This window comes from Exiguobacterium sp. PHA03 (genome assembly GCF_041945985.1).
Lineage (GTDB): Bacteria > Bacillota > Bacilli > Exiguobacteriales > Exiguobacteriaceae > Exiguobacterium_A.
Map to the genome: position 1 here is coordinate 2,116,622 of NZ_JAUTYQ010000001.1, position 15,522 is coordinate 2,132,143.

17 protein-coding genes and 3 tRNA genes are annotated in these 15,522 nt (G+C 47.5%); 6 read left to right on the forward strand and 14 right to left on the reverse strand.

Annotated features, from left to right (window positions below; all coding sequences use genetic code 11):
• Window positions 1-81 precede the first annotated feature (81 nt).
• The 5 genes from Q7C19_RS11015 to Q7C19_RS11035 form a co-directional block, all read right to left on the reverse strand.
• A complete protein-coding gene (locus Q7C19_RS11015) occupies window positions 82-3,828 on the reverse strand; it encodes a S8 family serine peptidase (protein ID WP_375092131.1) in 3,747 nt (1,248 codons plus the stop codon).
• Between the two features lie 222 nt (window positions 3,829-4,050).
• A tRNA-Ala gene (locus Q7C19_RS11020) sits at window positions 4,051-4,126 on the reverse strand.
• Between the two features lie 104 nt (window positions 4,127-4,230).
• On the reverse strand, window positions 4,231-5,010 hold the full coding sequence (gene tatC / locus Q7C19_RS11025; RefSeq protein ID WP_035410816.1) for a twin-arginine translocase subunit TatC: 780 nt from the start codon (window positions 5,008-5,010) through the stop codon (window positions 4,231-4,233).
• Window positions 5,011-5,017: 7 nt separating this feature from the next.
• Complete coding sequence (locus Q7C19_RS11030; RefSeq protein WP_029342825.1) at window positions 5,018-5,215, reverse strand: twin-arginine translocase TatA/TatE family subunit; 198 nt, start codon at window positions 5,213-5,215, stop codon at window positions 5,018-5,020.
• Complete coding sequence (locus Q7C19_RS11035) at window positions 5,215-5,874, reverse strand: redox-sensing transcriptional repressor Rex (protein ID WP_023469604.1); 660 nt, start codon at window positions 5,872-5,874, stop codon at window positions 5,215-5,217. Before Q7C19_RS11035 ends, Q7C19_RS11030 begins: the two co-directional genes overlap by 1 nt.
• Before the next feature lie 167 nt (window positions 5,875-6,041).
• Here Q7C19_RS11035 and Q7C19_RS11040 point away from each other — a divergent pair, with 167 nt between their 5' ends.
• A complete protein-coding gene (locus Q7C19_RS11040; RefSeq protein WP_035410903.1) occupies window positions 6,042-7,943 on the forward strand; it encodes an ATP-binding cassette domain-containing protein in 1,902 nt (633 codons plus the stop codon).
• On the forward strand, window positions 7,943-8,365 hold the full coding sequence (locus Q7C19_RS11045) for a hypothetical protein (protein WP_290753134.1): 423 nt from the start codon (window positions 7,943-7,945) through the stop codon (window positions 8,363-8,365). Before Q7C19_RS11040 ends, Q7C19_RS11045 begins: the two co-directional genes overlap by 1 nt.
• 130 nt (window positions 8,366-8,495) lie before the next feature.
• Here Q7C19_RS11045 and Q7C19_RS11050 read toward each other — a convergent pair whose 3' ends face one another.
• Complete coding sequence (locus tag Q7C19_RS11050; RefSeq protein WP_035410823.1) at window positions 8,496-9,089, reverse strand: flavin reductase family protein; 594 nt, start codon at window positions 9,087-9,089, stop codon at window positions 8,496-8,498.
• A gap of 19 nt (window positions 9,090-9,108) precedes the next feature.
• Window positions 9,109-9,507, reverse strand: a complete 399-nt coding sequence (locus Q7C19_RS11055) for a DoxX family protein (protein WP_035410825.1) — start codon at window positions 9,505-9,507, stop codon at window positions 9,109-9,111.
• Window positions 9,508-9,690: 183 nt separating this feature from the next.
• On the opposite strand from Q7C19_RS11055, the gene Q7C19_RS11060 reads away from it, so the two are divergent.
• The 3 genes from Q7C19_RS11060 (at window position 9,691) to Q7C19_RS11070 (ending at window position 11,302) form a co-directional block, all read left to right on the forward strand.
• Window positions 9,691-10,011: a winged helix-turn-helix transcriptional regulator gene (locus Q7C19_RS11060; protein WP_214852009.1), complete on the forward strand. Its 321-nt coding sequence runs from the start codon at window positions 9,691-9,693 to the stop codon at window positions 10,009-10,011.
• A 106-nt stretch (window positions 10,012-10,117) separates the two neighbouring features.
• Window positions 10,118-10,573, forward strand: coding sequence for a flavodoxin (locus tag Q7C19_RS11065; RefSeq protein ID WP_375092132.1), 456 nt, complete (start codon window positions 10,118-10,120; stop codon window positions 10,571-10,573).
• Window positions 10,574-10,642: 69 nt separating this feature from the next.
• Window positions 10,643-11,302, forward strand: coding sequence for a haloacid dehalogenase type II (locus Q7C19_RS11070; protein ID WP_035410831.1), 660 nt, complete (start codon window positions 10,643-10,645; stop codon window positions 11,300-11,302).
• Window positions 11,303-11,348: 46 nt separating this feature from the next.
• Here the strand turns inward: Q7C19_RS11070 and Q7C19_RS11075 are convergent, their stop codons facing one another.
• From Q7C19_RS11075 to Q7C19_RS11105, 7 genes are all read right to left on the reverse strand, one after another.
• A complete protein-coding gene (locus tag Q7C19_RS11075; RefSeq protein ID WP_035410835.1) occupies window positions 11,349-11,918 on the reverse strand; it encodes a hypothetical protein in 570 nt (189 codons plus the stop codon).
• A 28-nt stretch (window positions 11,919-11,946) separates the two neighbouring features.
• The gene (gene tsaD / locus Q7C19_RS11080; RefSeq protein WP_035410838.1) at window positions 11,947-12,954 is read right to left on the reverse strand and encodes a tRNA (adenosine(37)-N6)-threonylcarbamoyltransferase complex transferase subunit TsaD; all 1,008 of its coding nucleotides are present in this window, start codon (window positions 12,952-12,954) and stop codon (window positions 11,947-11,949) included.
• The gene (gene rimI, locus Q7C19_RS11085; RefSeq protein ID WP_375092133.1) at window positions 12,951-13,406 is read right to left on the reverse strand and encodes a ribosomal protein S18-alanine N-acetyltransferase; all 456 of its coding nucleotides are present in this window, start codon (window positions 13,404-13,406) and stop codon (window positions 12,951-12,953) included. Before rimI ends, tsaD begins: the two co-directional genes overlap by 4 nt.
• Window positions 13,399-14,052: a tRNA (adenosine(37)-N6)-threonylcarbamoyltransferase complex dimerization subunit type 1 TsaB gene (tsaB, locus tag Q7C19_RS11090; protein ID WP_375092134.1), complete on the reverse strand. Its 654-nt coding sequence runs from the start codon at window positions 14,050-14,052 to the stop codon at window positions 13,399-13,401. Before tsaB ends, rimI begins: the two co-directional genes overlap by 8 nt.
• Window positions 14,049-14,498, reverse strand: a complete 450-nt coding sequence (gene tsaE / locus Q7C19_RS11095; protein WP_035410846.1) for a tRNA (adenosine(37)-N6)-threonylcarbamoyltransferase complex ATPase subunit type 1 TsaE — start codon at window positions 14,496-14,498, stop codon at window positions 14,049-14,051. The genes tsaB and tsaE overlap by 4 nt, the downstream gene beginning before the upstream one ends.
• 119 nt (window positions 14,499-14,617) lie before the next feature.
• A tRNA-Met gene (locus tag Q7C19_RS11100) sits at window positions 14,618-14,694 on the reverse strand.
• Window positions 14,695-14,728: 34 nt separating this feature from the next.
• Window positions 14,729-14,805: transfer RNA gene (locus Q7C19_RS11105), tRNA-Met, on the reverse strand.
• Between the two features lie 129 nt (window positions 14,806-14,934).
• Between Q7C19_RS11105 and Q7C19_RS11110 the strand changes: the two genes are divergently transcribed.
• Window positions 14,935-15,405, forward strand: a complete 471-nt coding sequence (locus Q7C19_RS11110) for an NUDIX hydrolase (RefSeq protein ID WP_214852004.1) — start codon at window positions 14,935-14,937, stop codon at window positions 15,403-15,405.
• The last annotated feature ends 117 nt before the right edge of the window (window positions 15,406-15,522 follow it).

Below are 15,522 nucleotides of genomic sequence, written 5' to 3' on the forward strand. Positions count from 1 at the left end.
CTCGTCTCATAAACCCTTCAAGGCGCTTCGACACACAACGAAAAGCCAGACGGATTTCCGCCTGGCTTATTCATTGTTAACTTATTTTTTCGTGATGACGACTGTTTTCGTAACGACGTGTCCACCCAGATCCTTCAGTTTCAAGTTGTACGTGTTTTTTCCTTTTTTGAGCGTCACTTTTTTCGTGATCGTCTTTTTGAAGGCTTTCATGACGTACGGTTCTTTGAACGTCCGGCGGTATTCCGCGCTACCATTGAAGTCGAAGCGTAATTCGCTGTAGTTATCGCGAAGTACGATCTTCATCTCAGCTGTTTTTGTTTTACTTGAGACGGTTTTTGGTGCTGTGACGCGAATCGTTGGTAATTCTGTGTCGATGATGACTTGACGGTCGAACGCCACACGATTCCCTTTTCCATCGTATGCTTCGACCTTGAATGACTTGACGCCATCCGTCGTGTACGTCACGTCATGGCTGAACGCATAGTTTTGTTGGGCAGCATCAAAACGTAGTTTAACGGCTTTGCCGTTGATCTTAAACGATTTGATACCTGACTCATCAGAGACATGACCCGCAATGTTGATGACTTTTGATGTTGCAAGACCAAGAGCGACCGGTGTATCGATTTGAACATTTGGTACGGCTTTATCAACGCCTGTCGTGTTGACGTCTTTTTTCACACTGTTTCCAGCATAGTCTTTGACGACGAAGGCAATCTTCGCGCGCTCCGGCAGATCCGTCAACGTGTACGCTTTTTCTGTTGCGGCAAGTGGTTGCTTTAAGACACTTTTGCCATTGACGAGGATATCGTATGACGCAACTCCTGTTCCTTGGTCGCCTGCTGTCCATGAAAGTGTTGATTTCGCAGCATCCCATTTCACAGTAGCTGCTGGCTTTTTCGTATCGACATAGACTGGGAAGAGATTCGTCTGCCATTTTGCGTTCGGATAATCGATCACCGATTTGACTTTGTAGTAGTAAAGACCATCTTTGACCGGTTTCCCGTTGATCGTTCCGTCCCAAGCAGCGCTTGTGACTGGTGTGTAGCCGTCCTCTGAACCGCTGTCGTAGTAGTTCTTGACGACGTCCGTTTGCATATCAAGCTTCTGAAGTGTTGTTTTATTCCGGTCAAGAATCGAATACTCGACTTTTTTCGCATTGCGAAGGAATGAGATGATCGGGAAAGCTTCATCTGCGCTACCGTCGTTGTTCGGTGAGAACGAGACTTTGTTCGCGACAACTTTTCCAGCGGCATTCGTACCAAGGAATTCGAAATCATCCTTCACTTCAGTCGCTAGACCTGTCAATCCGTAGAACGTGTTGTTTTTATCGTACAATGGTGCATCTAAAATCGGAGCTTGATCCCATTTTCCTTTGAATCCAACATAAGGAACTGTCAGTTCTGGATTTTTGCTCTTCGTATCGATCAGACGGACGAATCCTTCGACGAAGTAGCCGTTTTTAAAGACTTGTTCAAGCGGAAGCTCGTTCGCCCAGTCAGTTGTGTTCTTCAAATCGACGGACACGCTGACTTTCGTTGAGCTCTTCGGATTAATCGAGACTGAACTCGCTTTCTTCGAGCCGACTGCAAATGAGATCGGGTATGTGCCTGTGTTGGCATCTACCGTACCGATCGTTCCTTTTTTGAAGATTCCATTTGCTTCAAGGAAGTTCGATCCTTTTGCACCGAGATCTGATTGAACCGTTCCCGCTAGCTTATACGTCACTTTTTCATTGCTGTAGTTTTTTAAATCAAGCGTGAATGTGAACTTCTCGCCGACTTCCTTCAAGGATGCCTTGCCTTCACCTGACTTTGTCTCTGTGATGACGACTGGTGTCTTCATCGCAGCACGAAGATCCATCAGTCCAGCTCCCTCACGACGTGGGGAGTAGAAGTTGCCTGTTTTCAATTGTGCGTTGTATTTTCCTTGATCGAGTTGCGGACGCGATGTATTCATCAAGATGTTTTTGGCGAGTTTAACGCGTGTTGCACCAGTGACTTTGAAGTCCTTCGCAATCCGTTGCATGACGAGTGCTGTTCCACCAGCGACGTGTGGTGCTGCCATCGATGTACCGCTCATGACGCCATACTCGTTATCATTAAGCGTCGAATAGATTTTCCCACCTGGTGCCGTGATTTCCGGCTTGAAGTCAAGGCTTGGCGTGACACCCCATGACGTGAAGTCAGACATTTGTCCTGCGACCGGGTTATCGGTTGAGACCGCTTTTCCGTCAAATGTCACTGCGATTGCCTTGCCTTCTTTTGCTTTTGCTTCGAGATCATTCCCGTCCGCGATGCTAAGCGTCACGAGTGGAATCGTCGGATTGTTGAGCGCCATGCTGACGTAATCCCCATGATCGACTTTACCACGGACGATGACACCTGCTGCGCCTTGCTTCTCAGCTTCTGCTTGAATCATGCTGTAGTTAAAATCACCTGTCCGCACGACGAAGACGACTTTCCCTTTGACGTCTTTACCTTCATAGTTCGAAGCTTGACCGTCACCGACATACACGACATCCTTCTTCTCTTTATCGAAGACGGCAATCGGATTCGGCGAATCTTGTTTTTGGTATGCCAAATAACCGGCATCCTGACCGTCGATCGTCAGCGCCATGCCTTCAAGCGTCAATTTCGTATTTTCGAGTGACGCGACTTGGAGCGCCTGGCTCGTCAATCCTGGTGCACCAACGACACCGATATCCGGGTTTGCTGTATATGGATTACCCGCACCATGACCTGCAAACGCCGAGTTACCAGCAGAGATCGCACACAAGATACCGTTGTTCATCGCGTTGACGATCGCGCGTTGCTCCGGATCATCTGCGTTGACGAACGATGCCGTCGAACCCAGGCTCATGTTGATGACGTCCGCTCCAAGTGCGATGGCATCATCGATTGCTTTGATGTAGATATCACTAAATGTCGATGGCATCCCTGGATCGTTACCGAAGACCTTCATCGCAAGGAGCTGTGTTTCTGGAGCGACCCCTTTAATGCCGCCGTTCGCTTCATCCCCGTTTGCTCCGACCGTACCTGCGACGTGCATCCCGTGCATCGATGCCCCCGCACCTAAGTCACGGATTTCGCTGTCGTGATCGGCATAGTTATAGCCGTACGGTACTTTTTCCGTGAAGTACTTTCCTTTTAAGCCTTTTGTTTCTTTCGCACTCTCGACCTTCGAAGAGGTTAAATCCACCTTTGTCTCTGGACTCAAGACCATGTCCTTGTGCGATGGATCAATCCCCGTATCGATGACCGCGACGACGGTTCCTTCCCCTTTGAAGCCATAGTCCTGCCACGTTTCCTTCGCATTGACCATGTCCTTGCTGTACAGCATGTCTGGCTTGGCACCTTTATCGACGGTTGGGCGCGCATATTCGTGCGCGATATGTACACTTTTGACTCCTTCGAGTTGTTTGATATCTTCGATGTCACCGAACTTCACTTCACCACTGAATCCGTTGATGACGGTTGTGAAGCTTTCTTTATATGTAACAGGAATCGCTTTTTTAGCGATAGCTGACTTGACTGATTTTTGGACGCTGACGAGTCGATCCTTGATCGATTCCTTTTCGGCATTACTCAATGTGCTATACCGCTTGTTTTGAGATTGGGCGATTTGAATCGCCGGTTTTTGTTCCATCTCGATGACGACTCGGACTTTATCCGATTGTTTGTAGTTCTTTTCTTGCCCCGATTTCTTCAGTGAGAGCGCCTGCGGTTTTTGACCCGTCGCTTTGTCTTGCGAGGACAGTGCACCTTGCGCACTGACTAGATTGGAAGACGTCATTAAGACGGCTGCCATAAGTGCAATCTTCTTCTTCATGCGTTCGTTTCCCCTTTTCTGTAAAACCATAGTAGTAATACTAATAAAACAGTTTAAAGAAAATTCTGTATTTTTAGTTTAATGAAGTTAATGGAAATAAACAATTTATATTTGTCTATTTTTTTAATTTATTTCTTTTTGGTGACATTTTATATTTGGAAGGAATTTAACTGGGAACATAAAAAAACTCCTCGAGCACTCGAGGAGTTGAACGTATGCACTTGGTGGAGACTATCGGGATCGAACCGACGACCTTTTGGCTGCCAGCCAAACGCTCTCCCAGCTGAGCTAAGCCCCCATGAATTATCTTTAGTATACGCATCGCTAACTGCTTTATCAATATAAACATAACGCTTTCATAAAAAAGAATTCCTCCCGAAATTGCTGGAAGGAATTCACGATTCATTTATTCAATTCACGCATCAAATCCGCCTGTCGTTCAAGCTCTGCCTGTTGCTCGAGGATCAAGACCTTTTTATACGTCCGCGCAGAAATCAAGATACTGATTTCATAGAGAACGAACAACGGCACTGAGATCATCAAGTGTGACGTCACGTCCGGCGGTGCGATCAATGCCGCAACGACGAACAGCGCGAAATACGCATATTTCCGATTCTTTCGCATGAAATATGGCGTCACAAGACCAAGACGTGTCAGGAACATCGTCACGACCGGCAATTGGAAGAGAAGACCAAACGGCATCGTCAACCGGATCAAGAAACTGAAGTAGTTTTCGACCCCGATGACTTGCTCGATCCCCAATTCTTTCCCGAGATCCGTTGAGACTTCGAGCAAGAAAGGAAGCAACCAGAAATACGAGAAGGCTACACCAGCCAAAAATAGAAAGAAGATGACTGGAATATATGTCAGTGTTGCTTTTTGTTCCTTTTCATAAAGCCCTGGTCGGACGAATGCCCACAGTTGATACATCCAGAACGGTGACGCTAAAATCAGCGCGATGATGAACGCAAGATTCAAATACAACATTAAAGGATCGGCGACGTTGAAGGCATTTAATCCGATACCGAGCTCTTTTAAGTCCGCTTGCAGAAAACGGACGAGCGGTCGGACGAGCGGAAATGCGACAGCGAACAGGACGACGACGATGAGGAGCGACCAGACAATCCGCTTACGCAGTTCGTCTAGGTGCGACGTCATGCTTTGTTCTTGATCAACCGTCATGATTCAATCACTTCTCTTTCGGTTCGTCCTTTTTATCGTCGTCCATGATGCCGTTCGTGGCATTCTTGAACTCTTTCAATGTTTGACCGGCAGCACGACCGAATTCCGGTAACTTCTTCGGTCCGAAGATGATCAACGCGACGACAGCGATTAATCCGATACTCGCAGGTCCGATACCTAGCGTGAGCGGGATAAGGTTTTCCATTATGATTTCACTCCTTCAGCTGATTGCGAATAATGCTTCATGAAATAAACTAACGACTGCAACTCGATCGATAAATCGATGTGATGAACCCGAACGCTCGCTGGCACGTTCAACCGTGCAGGCGTGAAGTTCAGAATGCCTGTCACACCATACTCGACTAACTCATCCGCTACTGACTGTGCGAACTGGGATGGAACCGTCAAGATGGCGACATCGACCTGATTCGCTTCGATTTGTTCTTTCATGTCCGAAACATGATAGATTGGAACGTCATGCGTCGTTGTTCCGACCTTCTCTTCGTCCGCATCAAACGCAACGACTATCCGAGTACTATTATTCTTTAAAAAGTTATAATTTGCAAACGCTGTTCCGAGATGACCGACCCCGATCAAGGCGACATTCGTCACCTCATCTTGATTCAAGGTTTTCCGGAAAAACGTTAAGAGATGTTGAACGTTATATCCATACCCCTTCTTCCCTAGTGCCCCAAAGTAGGAAAAGTCGCGACGAATCGTTGCTGAATCAACCTTCACCGCCTCGCTTAACTCAGCAGAAGAGACGCGGAGCTTACCTGAATTGTATAAACTTTGGATGAAACGATAATATAGCGGCAACCGTTTTGCTGTCGCTTGTGGAATTTTTGTGTCTGGTCCATTCATCCTGCAGTTCCCCCTTCGGCCACATCCATCGTGGCACCCAAATCTTTGCAAAAAGCTTTCTACTCTCCTTGATTGTAAACCACTTCACATAGAGTCACAAATAATATATTCCGCAGGACCTCGCGCTTTTGTTCGTGATAGACTAAAGGGTGGAAGGATGGATGGAAATGATACTCTTACAAGTCAACCAACTCTCGAAATCATTCGGCGTCGAGCCGATTTTAGAAAATATCAAACTAGAAGTACAGGAGCGCGACCGAATTGCGCTCGTCGGTCGAAATGGTGCCGGTAAATCAACCTTGCTCAAAATCATCGCTGGTGAACTCAGTCATGACTCGGGCGATATCATGAAAGGTAAAGATGTCAAAATCGGCTATCTCGCGCAAGACAGTGGTCTCGAATCGAATGAGACGATCTGGAACGAGATGCTGACCGTCTTTGAACATCTGCAAGAACAAGAACGGACACTGCGCCGGATGGAAATCGAGATGGGCATGGAGCACATTTTGAACGACCCGGTCGCGTACGATCGTCTCTTGAAGACGTATGATCAAGCGCAACACGACTTCTCAGAAGCCGGTGGTTATCAGTTCGAAGCGAATATCCGCTCCGTCCTGCACGGCATGCGCTTTTATCCGGATGATTACTCGCGCCGGATTCAGACATTGTCCGGGGGTCAACGGACACGGCTCGCCTTAGCGAAGATGCTCCTGCAAGCACCAGAGCTTCTCATTCTCGATGAGCCGACAAACCACCTGGATATCGATACGCTTGCTTGGCTTGAAAGTTACCTCGGTGGTTATCGTGGTGCCGTTCTGATCGTCTCGCACGACCGGTACTTCCTCGACCAAGTCGTCAATGTCGTCTATGAATTGTCGCGCAATGTCTGTCGTAAGTTCACGGGGAACTATACGAAGTACTTGGAACAAAAAGCAGCCTTATACGACCAGGAAATGAAGCAGTTCGAACAGCAGCAAGAAGAAATCGCGAAGATGCAGGACTTCATTCAACGTAACATCGCTCGGGCGACGACGACAAAGCGTGCTCAAAGCGTTCGAAAACGGCTCGAAAAGGTCGACCGACTCGATCGTCCAGATGGAGATGAGCGTAGCACGGTCCTCTCCTTCCCAATCGAAAAACAGAGCGGGAATGACGTTCTTCAAGTCAATCAACTGGCGATCGGTTACGAAGAAGCTGTCTCAAAAGACATCACGTTCCGCTTGCAACGCGGTGAATCACTGGCACTCGTCGGACCGAACGGAATCGGGAAGTCGACGCTCTTAAAAGTCCTCGTCGGTCGTTTACGTCCTCTCTTCGGTGATTTCCGTTTCGGCACCGGCGTCTCGATCGGGTATTACGATCAAGAGCAAGCGGAACTCAATGACCGGAACCGTGTCATCGATGAGATTTGGAACGAATGGCCACTGATGCGCGAACAAGAAGTCCGTTCTGTGCTCGGACAATTCCTGTTCAGCGGCGACGATGTCTTCAAAATCGTTCATGAATTGTCTGGTGGCGAACGCGGACGTCTCGCGCTCGCAAAACTGAAACTCCGGAAGACGAACGTCCTCATCCTTGACGAGCCAACGAACCACTTGGATCTGGATTCGAAGATGGTCCTTGAGAACGCTCTCGTCGACTATGAAGGTACGCTACTCTTCGTCTCCCATGACCGCTACTTCATCGATCGGATCGCGACACGCGTCATCGAGATGAGTGAAGCTGGTGTGACAGAATACCTCGGCGATTATTCGTACTACACAGAGAAGAAGGCCGAACAAGAAGAAATCGCTCGCCTTGAAGCCGAAGAGGCAAAAGCGGCAAAAGTCACGGCATCGAAGACGATCGACAAAGAAGCACAGAAAGAAGAAAAAAAACGCCGTCAGCAAATCGAACAACTCGAACAAGATATTGAACGGCTCGAACAGCGTTCAGCGGAAATCGAACAGTTGCTTTGCGAACCGGAAGTCTTTAATGATATTCCAAAAGCGACAGCGTTATCTGCGGAACGGGACCAGATCGATGTCGATCTACTCGAATTGATGGAACGATGGGAGAACCAACACTGATGCGAACGAAAAGCTTTTTCATCAACCTGATTCAGGGACTGTTATCCGGTATTCTTTATTTCGTTCCGATGTATGCGGACTACGTGTCGACCTTCATCCGCCCGGATGCCTTTAATGCTGCGCTTCCTTTGTTCCTTCTGATTTCTTGCATGATCGGACTTGTCATCCAGACATGGAGCGGTCTTTTCGTCAGTCTACTCTCTGGACTATGCTGTACGCTTCTAACGACACAACTGTTCGTCGAACTCACTGACCCGTTGATCCTATCGTATTACGGTAGTGTCTCACCGCTCACCGCTTTCTTGATCAGCTGTGTCGGGGTTTGGGCGCTGGCAATCATTTTTTATTTGCTCGATGGTTATCAGTATAGTAAACGTCACGGACTCGAAGGTTCTTCAAACGAAATCGATTCACAACCTTGAAGTCCGATCGATGAACTAGATACGCGATATGAAAAAAGGAGTGGAGATTCCGGTAGCTAGACCGGTCTCTCCACTCCTTTTTATTTGAATCAAAACGAATCGTACGATGAATCAAGCATTCACACTTCTATCATTTTGTCGGTCGAGCAATCGTAAACGTCTTCCCGATCGTCGCATAATCATTTCCCGCTAAACGAGCGACAGCCTTCAATCCTGCCGCATCGATCCGGAACGACTCTACGAGTTCATCCGCGACGTGATAGCGCAGTACTTCCCCGATCAAAAGATCGGCACCTTCTAGCTCGACATGCTGCGTCAAGCGCATCTCGAACCGGATTTTCGCTTCCGCGATTCCGGGCACGTCGATTGCGTCGCTATCGACGAGCGTTAAATCCGTCCGTTCGAGTTCACTTTCACCGTAAGCGAGTGGCGCAGCCGTCTCATTGACAGCGTCGACGATTTCTTCGCTGACGATATGGATGACATAGCTTTGTTTTGCTAGGATATTACGTGCCGTATCCTTTTGTCCCTGATCCGTCCGTTGTACGGCAATCACCAGTTGTGGCGGACTACTTGATGCGACCGTAAAGAAGGAAAAGGGGGCGGCGTTGACCGTCCCGTCTTCCCCTAGCGTCGTCACGAAGGCAATCGGACGCGGAATGATGCTTCCGATCAGTAATTTATAATTGTCTTTTGCGCTAAGCGTTGATGCCTCGAACTTCATGAATGACCCACCTTTTTCCTCACCCGATGAGTGCAGCGAGTGAATAGTCTCCAGCACCGATCATCGCCACTCCAAGGGCGATAACGATCAATGCCATGTTGTATTCGTACCCGTTCTGCGTCACCCAGTAACCATTCGCACCGTGTACTTTAACGATCGCGACAAGCATCGAACCGATGATGAGGATTGCAGCGATCCAGAGGAATACCCCGCCTGCAAACAATAATCCACCGATTAATTCAGCAAGACCCGCTGTAATTGCGAGTGCCTTCCCTGGCTTCATGCCAATTGATTCGAACCAACCGCCTGTTCCAGCGATGCCGTGTCCACCAAACCAACCAAATAATTTTTGTGTACCGTGTGCAGCAAATGTTAAACCGATGATTAAACGAATGATTAAAAGTCCTGTATCCATCATTTCTCTCTTCTCCTTTTACCTAATGTTTTTAAGTTACTTTAAGTAACTCGATAAACAGACTATATCTTATCACTTACTAAAAGTAAATAGATTTGTTTTAGTTCTTTTTGTTACATTAAGTAAAATGATTCGATTTTTTTAGCAGAAGCGGGTATACTACAACTATAGAAAGGATGAGTGCTGATGGAAGAAGTCGCAATCCAAACGGCTCTTTGTCCCAAAGTCGAACATGCCTTTGAAATCTTAGGTAAGAAATGGACAGGTCTGATTTTACGTCACTTGTTGACGAAGACATGTCGTTTCAATGAGATTCAAGATGCCATCCCCGAATTATCAGGTCGCATGCTCACGGAACGTATGAAGGAGCTCGAAGCGGAAGGCATCGTCATCCGGACTGTCATTCCCGATCGTCCGATTAAGATTCAATACAGTTTGACCGACAAAGGGCGTCAACTCGAACCGGTAATTCGTTCCATTGAGGAATGGGCCGAACTACAAGACTAATGTATGAAAAAGCATCTTCTTCGGAAGGTGTTTTTTTATATGATCTTTTGACATTGATAATCATTATCAATTAAAGTAAGGAAGTACAGCGAAAGGAGGAACATGCATGCAGATTGCAATTGGATTCGTCAGCATGTCCGGTAATACGGAAGATATCGTCTCGATCATTCAACGTGAGCTCGAGCAACACGATGTCAACGTGACGATTACAGAACTGGATCAATTCGTCGGGGAGGATCTATCACGTTTTGATGGTCTATTACTCGGCTCATATACATGGGGAGACGGTGATTTACCGTATGAAGCAGAAGATTTCGTCGAGGAGCTACGAGAACAATTTTTAGACGGGATGCCGGCTGCTGCTTTTGGCTCGGGTGATCTTGATTATCCGAAGTACTGCGCAGCCGTTGATTTGATTGAAGACGCATTAAAAGAAGCTGGGGCGACCATCGTCACGGATCGCTTGAAGATTGAGTTTGATCCGAACACACCGGAGAAACAAGCCGCTTGTCGCGCGTTCGCACAGACGTTTCATCGCTTTTTGCAGCAGGTGCATTCATAAGTATCGTTTGAATCCGTCATGTAAGGGAATTCTTAAAACAGACTCTATGAAAGTGAGATGAATGTTTTTATGACGATTCAAGCACTCGTCTTTGACGTCTACGGTACATTATTCGATGTCCATTCCGTCAAAGAGCAAGCAGAGGAGCTGTATCCGGGACACGGAGAAGCGATCAGTAAACGCTGGCGAGAGAAACAACTGGAGTACTCCTTCTTGCGACAATTGAACGGACAATATGTGCCGTTCAGCCAAGTGACACAAGATGCCCTCCGTTATACGTTACTCGAACTGAAGCTCCATGTGACCGAGGAACAAATCACGACTTTAATGGAGACGTACCTGACACTTGATGTGTACCCAGAAGTTAGCTCTGTTCTCGAGACGATGGCGCATAAGCGTTTGGTCGTCTTCTCGAATGGTTCCCATGATATGCTCGATCCGTTGATCGAACAGTCAGGTTTAGCCGATCGGTTCGAACATCTCGTCAGTGTTGATGACATCAAACACTATAAACCAGCACCTGCTTCTTATATGCATGCGTTGAACACACTCGGTTTAAAACGCGAGGAGATCCTCTTCATGTCCTCAAACGGTTGGGACATCACCGGGGCAAAGAGTTTCGGCTTCAAAACGGCATGGATCAATCGAAACGGACTTCCGGTCGAAGAATTAAATCTTGATCCGGATCGCATCTATGATGACTTGACCGGTATCACTGAATGGCAATGAACGAACAACAGCGGACTCCTTTTTAGGAATCCGCTGTTTTAATGGATTAGTAATTGGAAAGACGTGAGTAGCCCTTCTTGAATAGATCGAGTTTCAGCCCGCCCTCTTTTTCGATGAAGAAGAGGTATTCGTTTTGATCCGTATCTTTATAAAAGACCTTAAATAACGTCACAGTCCGTTTTTTATTGTTTTCAACAGCTGTCACCTCGTGCTTCGAGATCACTTCTGCTTGGACTTGTTCCGCATCCATCTTTTGAATCATCGGTTCGAATGACTTCTTCTCTTGATTCGTCACTGGTGTTCCGGGAGCAATCATGAAATAATCATCACTCGCCTTGTTCGTTAAACCGTACTTCCGATCGACGATGACGACGTTACTGAGCTTCCCATTGATTGTCTGATCAAAAGCGTACAACTTTTGAATCCGGGTTTTTTCCCCTTCTGCTCGTCCGATTTCGTAAAGTGGACGTTGTTTCGTGTTCGTCTCGACCGCTTTCTTATCGGGTACGAGTTCTTCCTTATAGGCGACTTGGTATGCGTTGACGATTTCTCGGACCTGAAGTCCGATCGCGACGATGACCAGTACCGCTAACAATGCGATGATGACTTTTTTCATTCCATTTCCCCCAAGTTGTTCGGATTCCTTACTTTAAATCTAGCCCAGGTTCTGCGTTCATGGCAAGTGTCGAATAGCGTAACGCGCGATATGGATGAATCGCAGCCGCTCCGATCATCGCCGCATTGTCTCCACACAAGTGCATCGGCGGAATGACGAGATCGATTCCTTCCTTCGCACACGCTGCTTCGAGACCGTTACGTAATCCTTTGTTGGCAGCGACACCACCAGCAAGCAGCAGTTGGCGTCCCCCTTTATCCTTCACGGCACGGATCGCCTTCGTCACGAGGACTTCGACGACGCTCGCTTGGAAACTCGCAGCTAAATCTTCCGGGATGATCACTTCTCCCCGTTGCTCAGCGTTATGCACTGCATTGATGACCGCTGACTTTAAACCGCTGAAGCTAAAGTCATACGAGTCCTTCTCGAGCCAGACGCGTGGAAAATGGAACGTATCCTGACCGGTTTGTGCCAACTGATCGATTCGTGGACCACCTGGATACGGTAACTTCAATGTTCGAGCGACTTTATCATAGGCTTCCCCTGCTGCATCATCTCGTGTTTCACCGATGACTTCATATACACCGTCTTCTGGCATGTAAATCAGTTCCGTATGCCCACCTGATGCAATCAAACAGACGAGCGGGAATTCAAGCTCTTGTACGAGACGATTCGCGTAGATATGACCTGCGATATGATGAACACCGATCAAAGGCTTATTATGCGCAAAAGCAAGTGTCTTTGCCGCACTGACACCAACGAGTAATGCCCCGACCAGTCCGGGACCTTCCGTGACAGCGATCGCATCGATATCGTCGATCGTTACGTTTGCTTCCGTCAACGCATCATCGATGACGTATGTGATTCGTTCGACATGATGTCGTGATGCCACTTCAGGCACGACTCCACCGAATCGTTTATGACTTTCAATTTGAGACGAGACGACATTCGATAAGACGTTGGTTCCTCCACGAACGACGGCAGCCGCCGTTTCGTCGCAGCTCGATTCGATTGCTAGAATCAATGGTTGTGTCATAGGTCTTCTCCCTCCAGCTCCAGCCAGTAGATGGCAGCATCTTCATTGTTGTCCTGATAATATCGTTTTCGGATACCAACATAGTGAAATCCGAGTTTTTCATATAAGGTTCGCGCCGGTGTGTTCGAGACACGTACTTCAAGTGTCATCGCTCGTAAATCGAGTGCACGACCGACCGCGATCAATGCCGTTAGCAAGTCTTCCCCAAGTCCTTGTCCGCGGTGCGACTGCTTGACGGCAATATTCGTAATATGTCCTTCATCCGCAATATGCCACAGACCAGCAAACCCGACGATACCATCTTGATCGGCAACGACATAATAGGCATTCGGATTTTGTGTCATTTCTGCTTCGAAAGCATCCAGTGTCCACGGTGTCGCAAACGATTCGAGTTCGACGGCGTGAACACCTGCAGCGTCCTGTACGGTCATGCGACGAATCCCCTTACTCATGACGCTGTGCCTCGATCCATTTCGCTTCTGCTTCAGCCAGACGCAGGTAACGTGGCTCAAACGTATGCGCTTCGACTGTCTCGCGTGTTGCACCGAGTAAGGCGAGCACTCCGGCACGCGGCGTCCGAAACGCAGGAGCCGCCTTTTCAAATGGTTGAAGAAGTTCTTCAAATGTATCGACGTCTCCTGTGACGAGCGTATCTGGCGCTAACGTCTTCACAAAAGAGGCAATTTCGACATGTTGTTCTTCACCGATTCGTTGCCCAGCGTCGTATACTCCGACAAAACCTGATCCGCGTCGTGCATCTTGAATCGCTGCAACACGTCCTGTATGACCTGTCGAAGCCGCCATCAACTCAAGTGTCGAGATGGCAACGAGCTCGATGCCCAGTGTATACGCGAGCGTCTTCGCTGTTGTCGCACCAATCCGTAATCCCGTATAAGAACCAGGACCGTCAGCAACGACGACACGTGTCAGTTGGGATGGTGTCCATTTTGCTTCCACCATCAAGCGCTCAAGCAACGGCATGAGTTTTGTCGCATGATTCAAAGACGTGACGTAAGAAGCTTCTGCTATGATCTGTTTTCCGTCTGAAAGAGCGACCGATAATTGTTTCGTCGATGTATCAATAGCTACGATTTTCATGATCTCAATCCCTCACATAATGTAATGTATCGTTCTCCGATCGGTGTCAGCTCAAAACGGCGGCTATCGTCACCCGTTCGTGTAATCGTGATTGCCAACCGTTCCGGTGGAAGGCTGTCCGCAATCAATTCAGACCACTCGACGACGGCGACGCCTTCACCATTCAAATATTCTTCAAGTCCGATATCATCACCGGAACCTTCCAGGCGATAAACATCCATATGATAGAGAGGGAGACGTCCCGTATAGACTTTCATGATCGTAAAGGTAGGGCTATTGACATGACGCGTCACACCTAATCCTTTCGCAAAGCTTTGAGTAAAGGTCGTTTTCCCAGCACCTAAATCTCCGTCAAGCGTAATGACCATCCCTGCTTCAGCACGTCGTCCGAGTTCAAGAGCTAAGGCAGTCGTTTCTTCCAAGCTGTTCATTTCCAGTTCTATCATACGATGTCTCCTCCTTTAATACGTACTGTTCGTCCTTCTCTATTGTACCGGACGAAAAAGGCAAAAAAAAATACGAAACGCTGAACGTTTCGTAGTAAAGTTGAAGTTAAGTTTAAAATTGGTTGCGGGGGCCGGATTTGAACCGACGACCTTTGGGTTATGAGCCCAACGAGCTACCAGACTGCTCCACCCCGCGACGATAAACGTTTCGGATTTGATTATTTAAAAATTGGTTGCGGGGGCCGGATTTGAACCGACGACCTTTGGGTTATGAGCCCAACGAGCTACCAGACTGCTCCACCCCGCGATGGTATAACGTTTCGACAGATATTAATATAACATGTGTTTTTTAAATTGGCAAGTCTTTTTGCCTCATTTCTTTTTACTAACTGTCCTAATGAATATTCTTCTATACTGATACGAAAGGAGTGAACAGATGGGATACTTATTAGATTTACGAAAAATCGTAGGAAATCGACCGTTGATCAGTGTAGGCGCGACCGTACTCGTCATGAATTCACAATTTGAACTGCTATTTCAATATCGTTCGGATACGCACAGTTGGGGGCTCCCCGGTGGTTCAATGGAACCGGGTGAGACACTTGAAGAAGTCGCGATGCGTGAGTTGCAGGAAGAAACCGGACTTCAAGCACAAAGCGTTCAACTGCTAGACGTCTTTTCTGGTCCTGATTACTTCTTCCGTTATCCAAATGGTGACCAAACCTACAGTGTGATTCATCTCTTTCAAGCAAAAGACGTATCCGGTACATTACAAATGACAGATGGAGAGAGTCTCGACTTACAATATTTCTCCTTAAATCAATTACCAGCACCTCTTGAAGCGCGTGCTGCAGCGCTATTACGTCAAATCAAGTCTCGCCTTCTTGATACAACACCTTCTTTTTAATCTAGATGCTTGTCTTAAAACTGACTTGATGACGGATTGACGTTCACTTGTCAGTTTTTCTATTTCTTTCGGGACTACACACAAAAAACCGACCTGCAATCTGCAGATCGGTCAAGT

Bases quoted from the DNA above. Each gene is read 5' to 3' on its own strand.
- Q7C19_RS11015 (WP_375092131.1), bottom strand. From the start codon at position 3,828: ATGAAGAAGAAGATTGCACTTATGGCAGCCGTCTTAATGACGTCTTCC.
- tatC (WP_035410816.1), bottom strand. From the start codon at position 5,010: ATGACGGTTGATCAAGAACAAAGCATGACGTCGCACCTAGACGAACTG.
- Q7C19_RS11030 (WP_029342825.1), bottom strand. From the start codon at position 5,215: ATGGAAAACCTTATCCCGCTCACGCTAGGTATCGGACCTGCGAGTATC.
- Q7C19_RS11035 (WP_023469604.1), bottom strand. From the start codon at position 5,874: ATGAATGGACCAGACACAAAAATTCCACAAGCGACAGCAAAACGGTTG.
- Q7C19_RS11040 (WP_035410903.1), top strand. From the start codon at position 6,042: ATGATACTCTTACAAGTCAACCAACTCTCGAAATCATTCGGCGTCGAG.
- Q7C19_RS11045 (WP_290753134.1), top strand. From the start codon at position 7,943: ATGCGAACGAAAAGCTTTTTCATCAACCTGATTCAGGGACTGTTATCC.
- Q7C19_RS11050 (WP_035410823.1), bottom strand. From the start codon at position 9,089: ATGAAGTTCGAGGCATCAACGCTTAGCGCAAAAGACAATTATAAATTA.
- Q7C19_RS11055 (WP_035410825.1), bottom strand. From the start codon at position 9,507: ATGATGGATACAGGACTTTTAATCATTCGTTTAATCATCGGTTTAACA.
- Q7C19_RS11060 (WP_214852009.1), top strand. From the start codon at position 9,691: ATGGAAGAAGTCGCAATCCAAACGGCTCTTTGTCCCAAAGTCGAACAT.
- Q7C19_RS11065 (WP_375092132.1), top strand. From the start codon at position 10,118: ATGCAGATTGCAATTGGATTCGTCAGCATGTCCGGTAATACGGAAGAT.
- Q7C19_RS11070 (WP_035410831.1), top strand. From the start codon at position 10,643: ATGACGATTCAAGCACTCGTCTTTGACGTCTACGGTACATTATTCGAT.
- Q7C19_RS11075 (WP_035410835.1), bottom strand. From the start codon at position 11,918: ATGAAAAAAGTCATCATCGCATTGTTAGCGGTACTGGTCATCGTCGCG.
- tsaD (WP_035410838.1), bottom strand. From the start codon at position 12,954: ATGACACAACCATTGATTCTAGCAATCGAATCGAGCTGCGACGAAACG.
- rimI (WP_375092133.1), bottom strand. From the start codon at position 13,406: ATGAGTAAGGGGATTCGTCGCATGACCGTACAGGACGCTGCAGGTGTT.
- tsaB (WP_375092134.1), bottom strand. From the start codon at position 14,052: ATGAAAATCGTAGCTATTGATACATCGACGAAACAATTATCGGTCGCT.
- tsaE (WP_035410846.1), bottom strand. From the start codon at position 14,498: ATGATAGAACTGGAAATGAACAGCTTGGAAGAAACGACTGCCTTAGCT.
- Q7C19_RS11110 (WP_214852004.1), top strand. From the start codon at position 14,935: ATGGGATACTTATTAGATTTACGAAAAATCGTAGGAAATCGACCGTTG.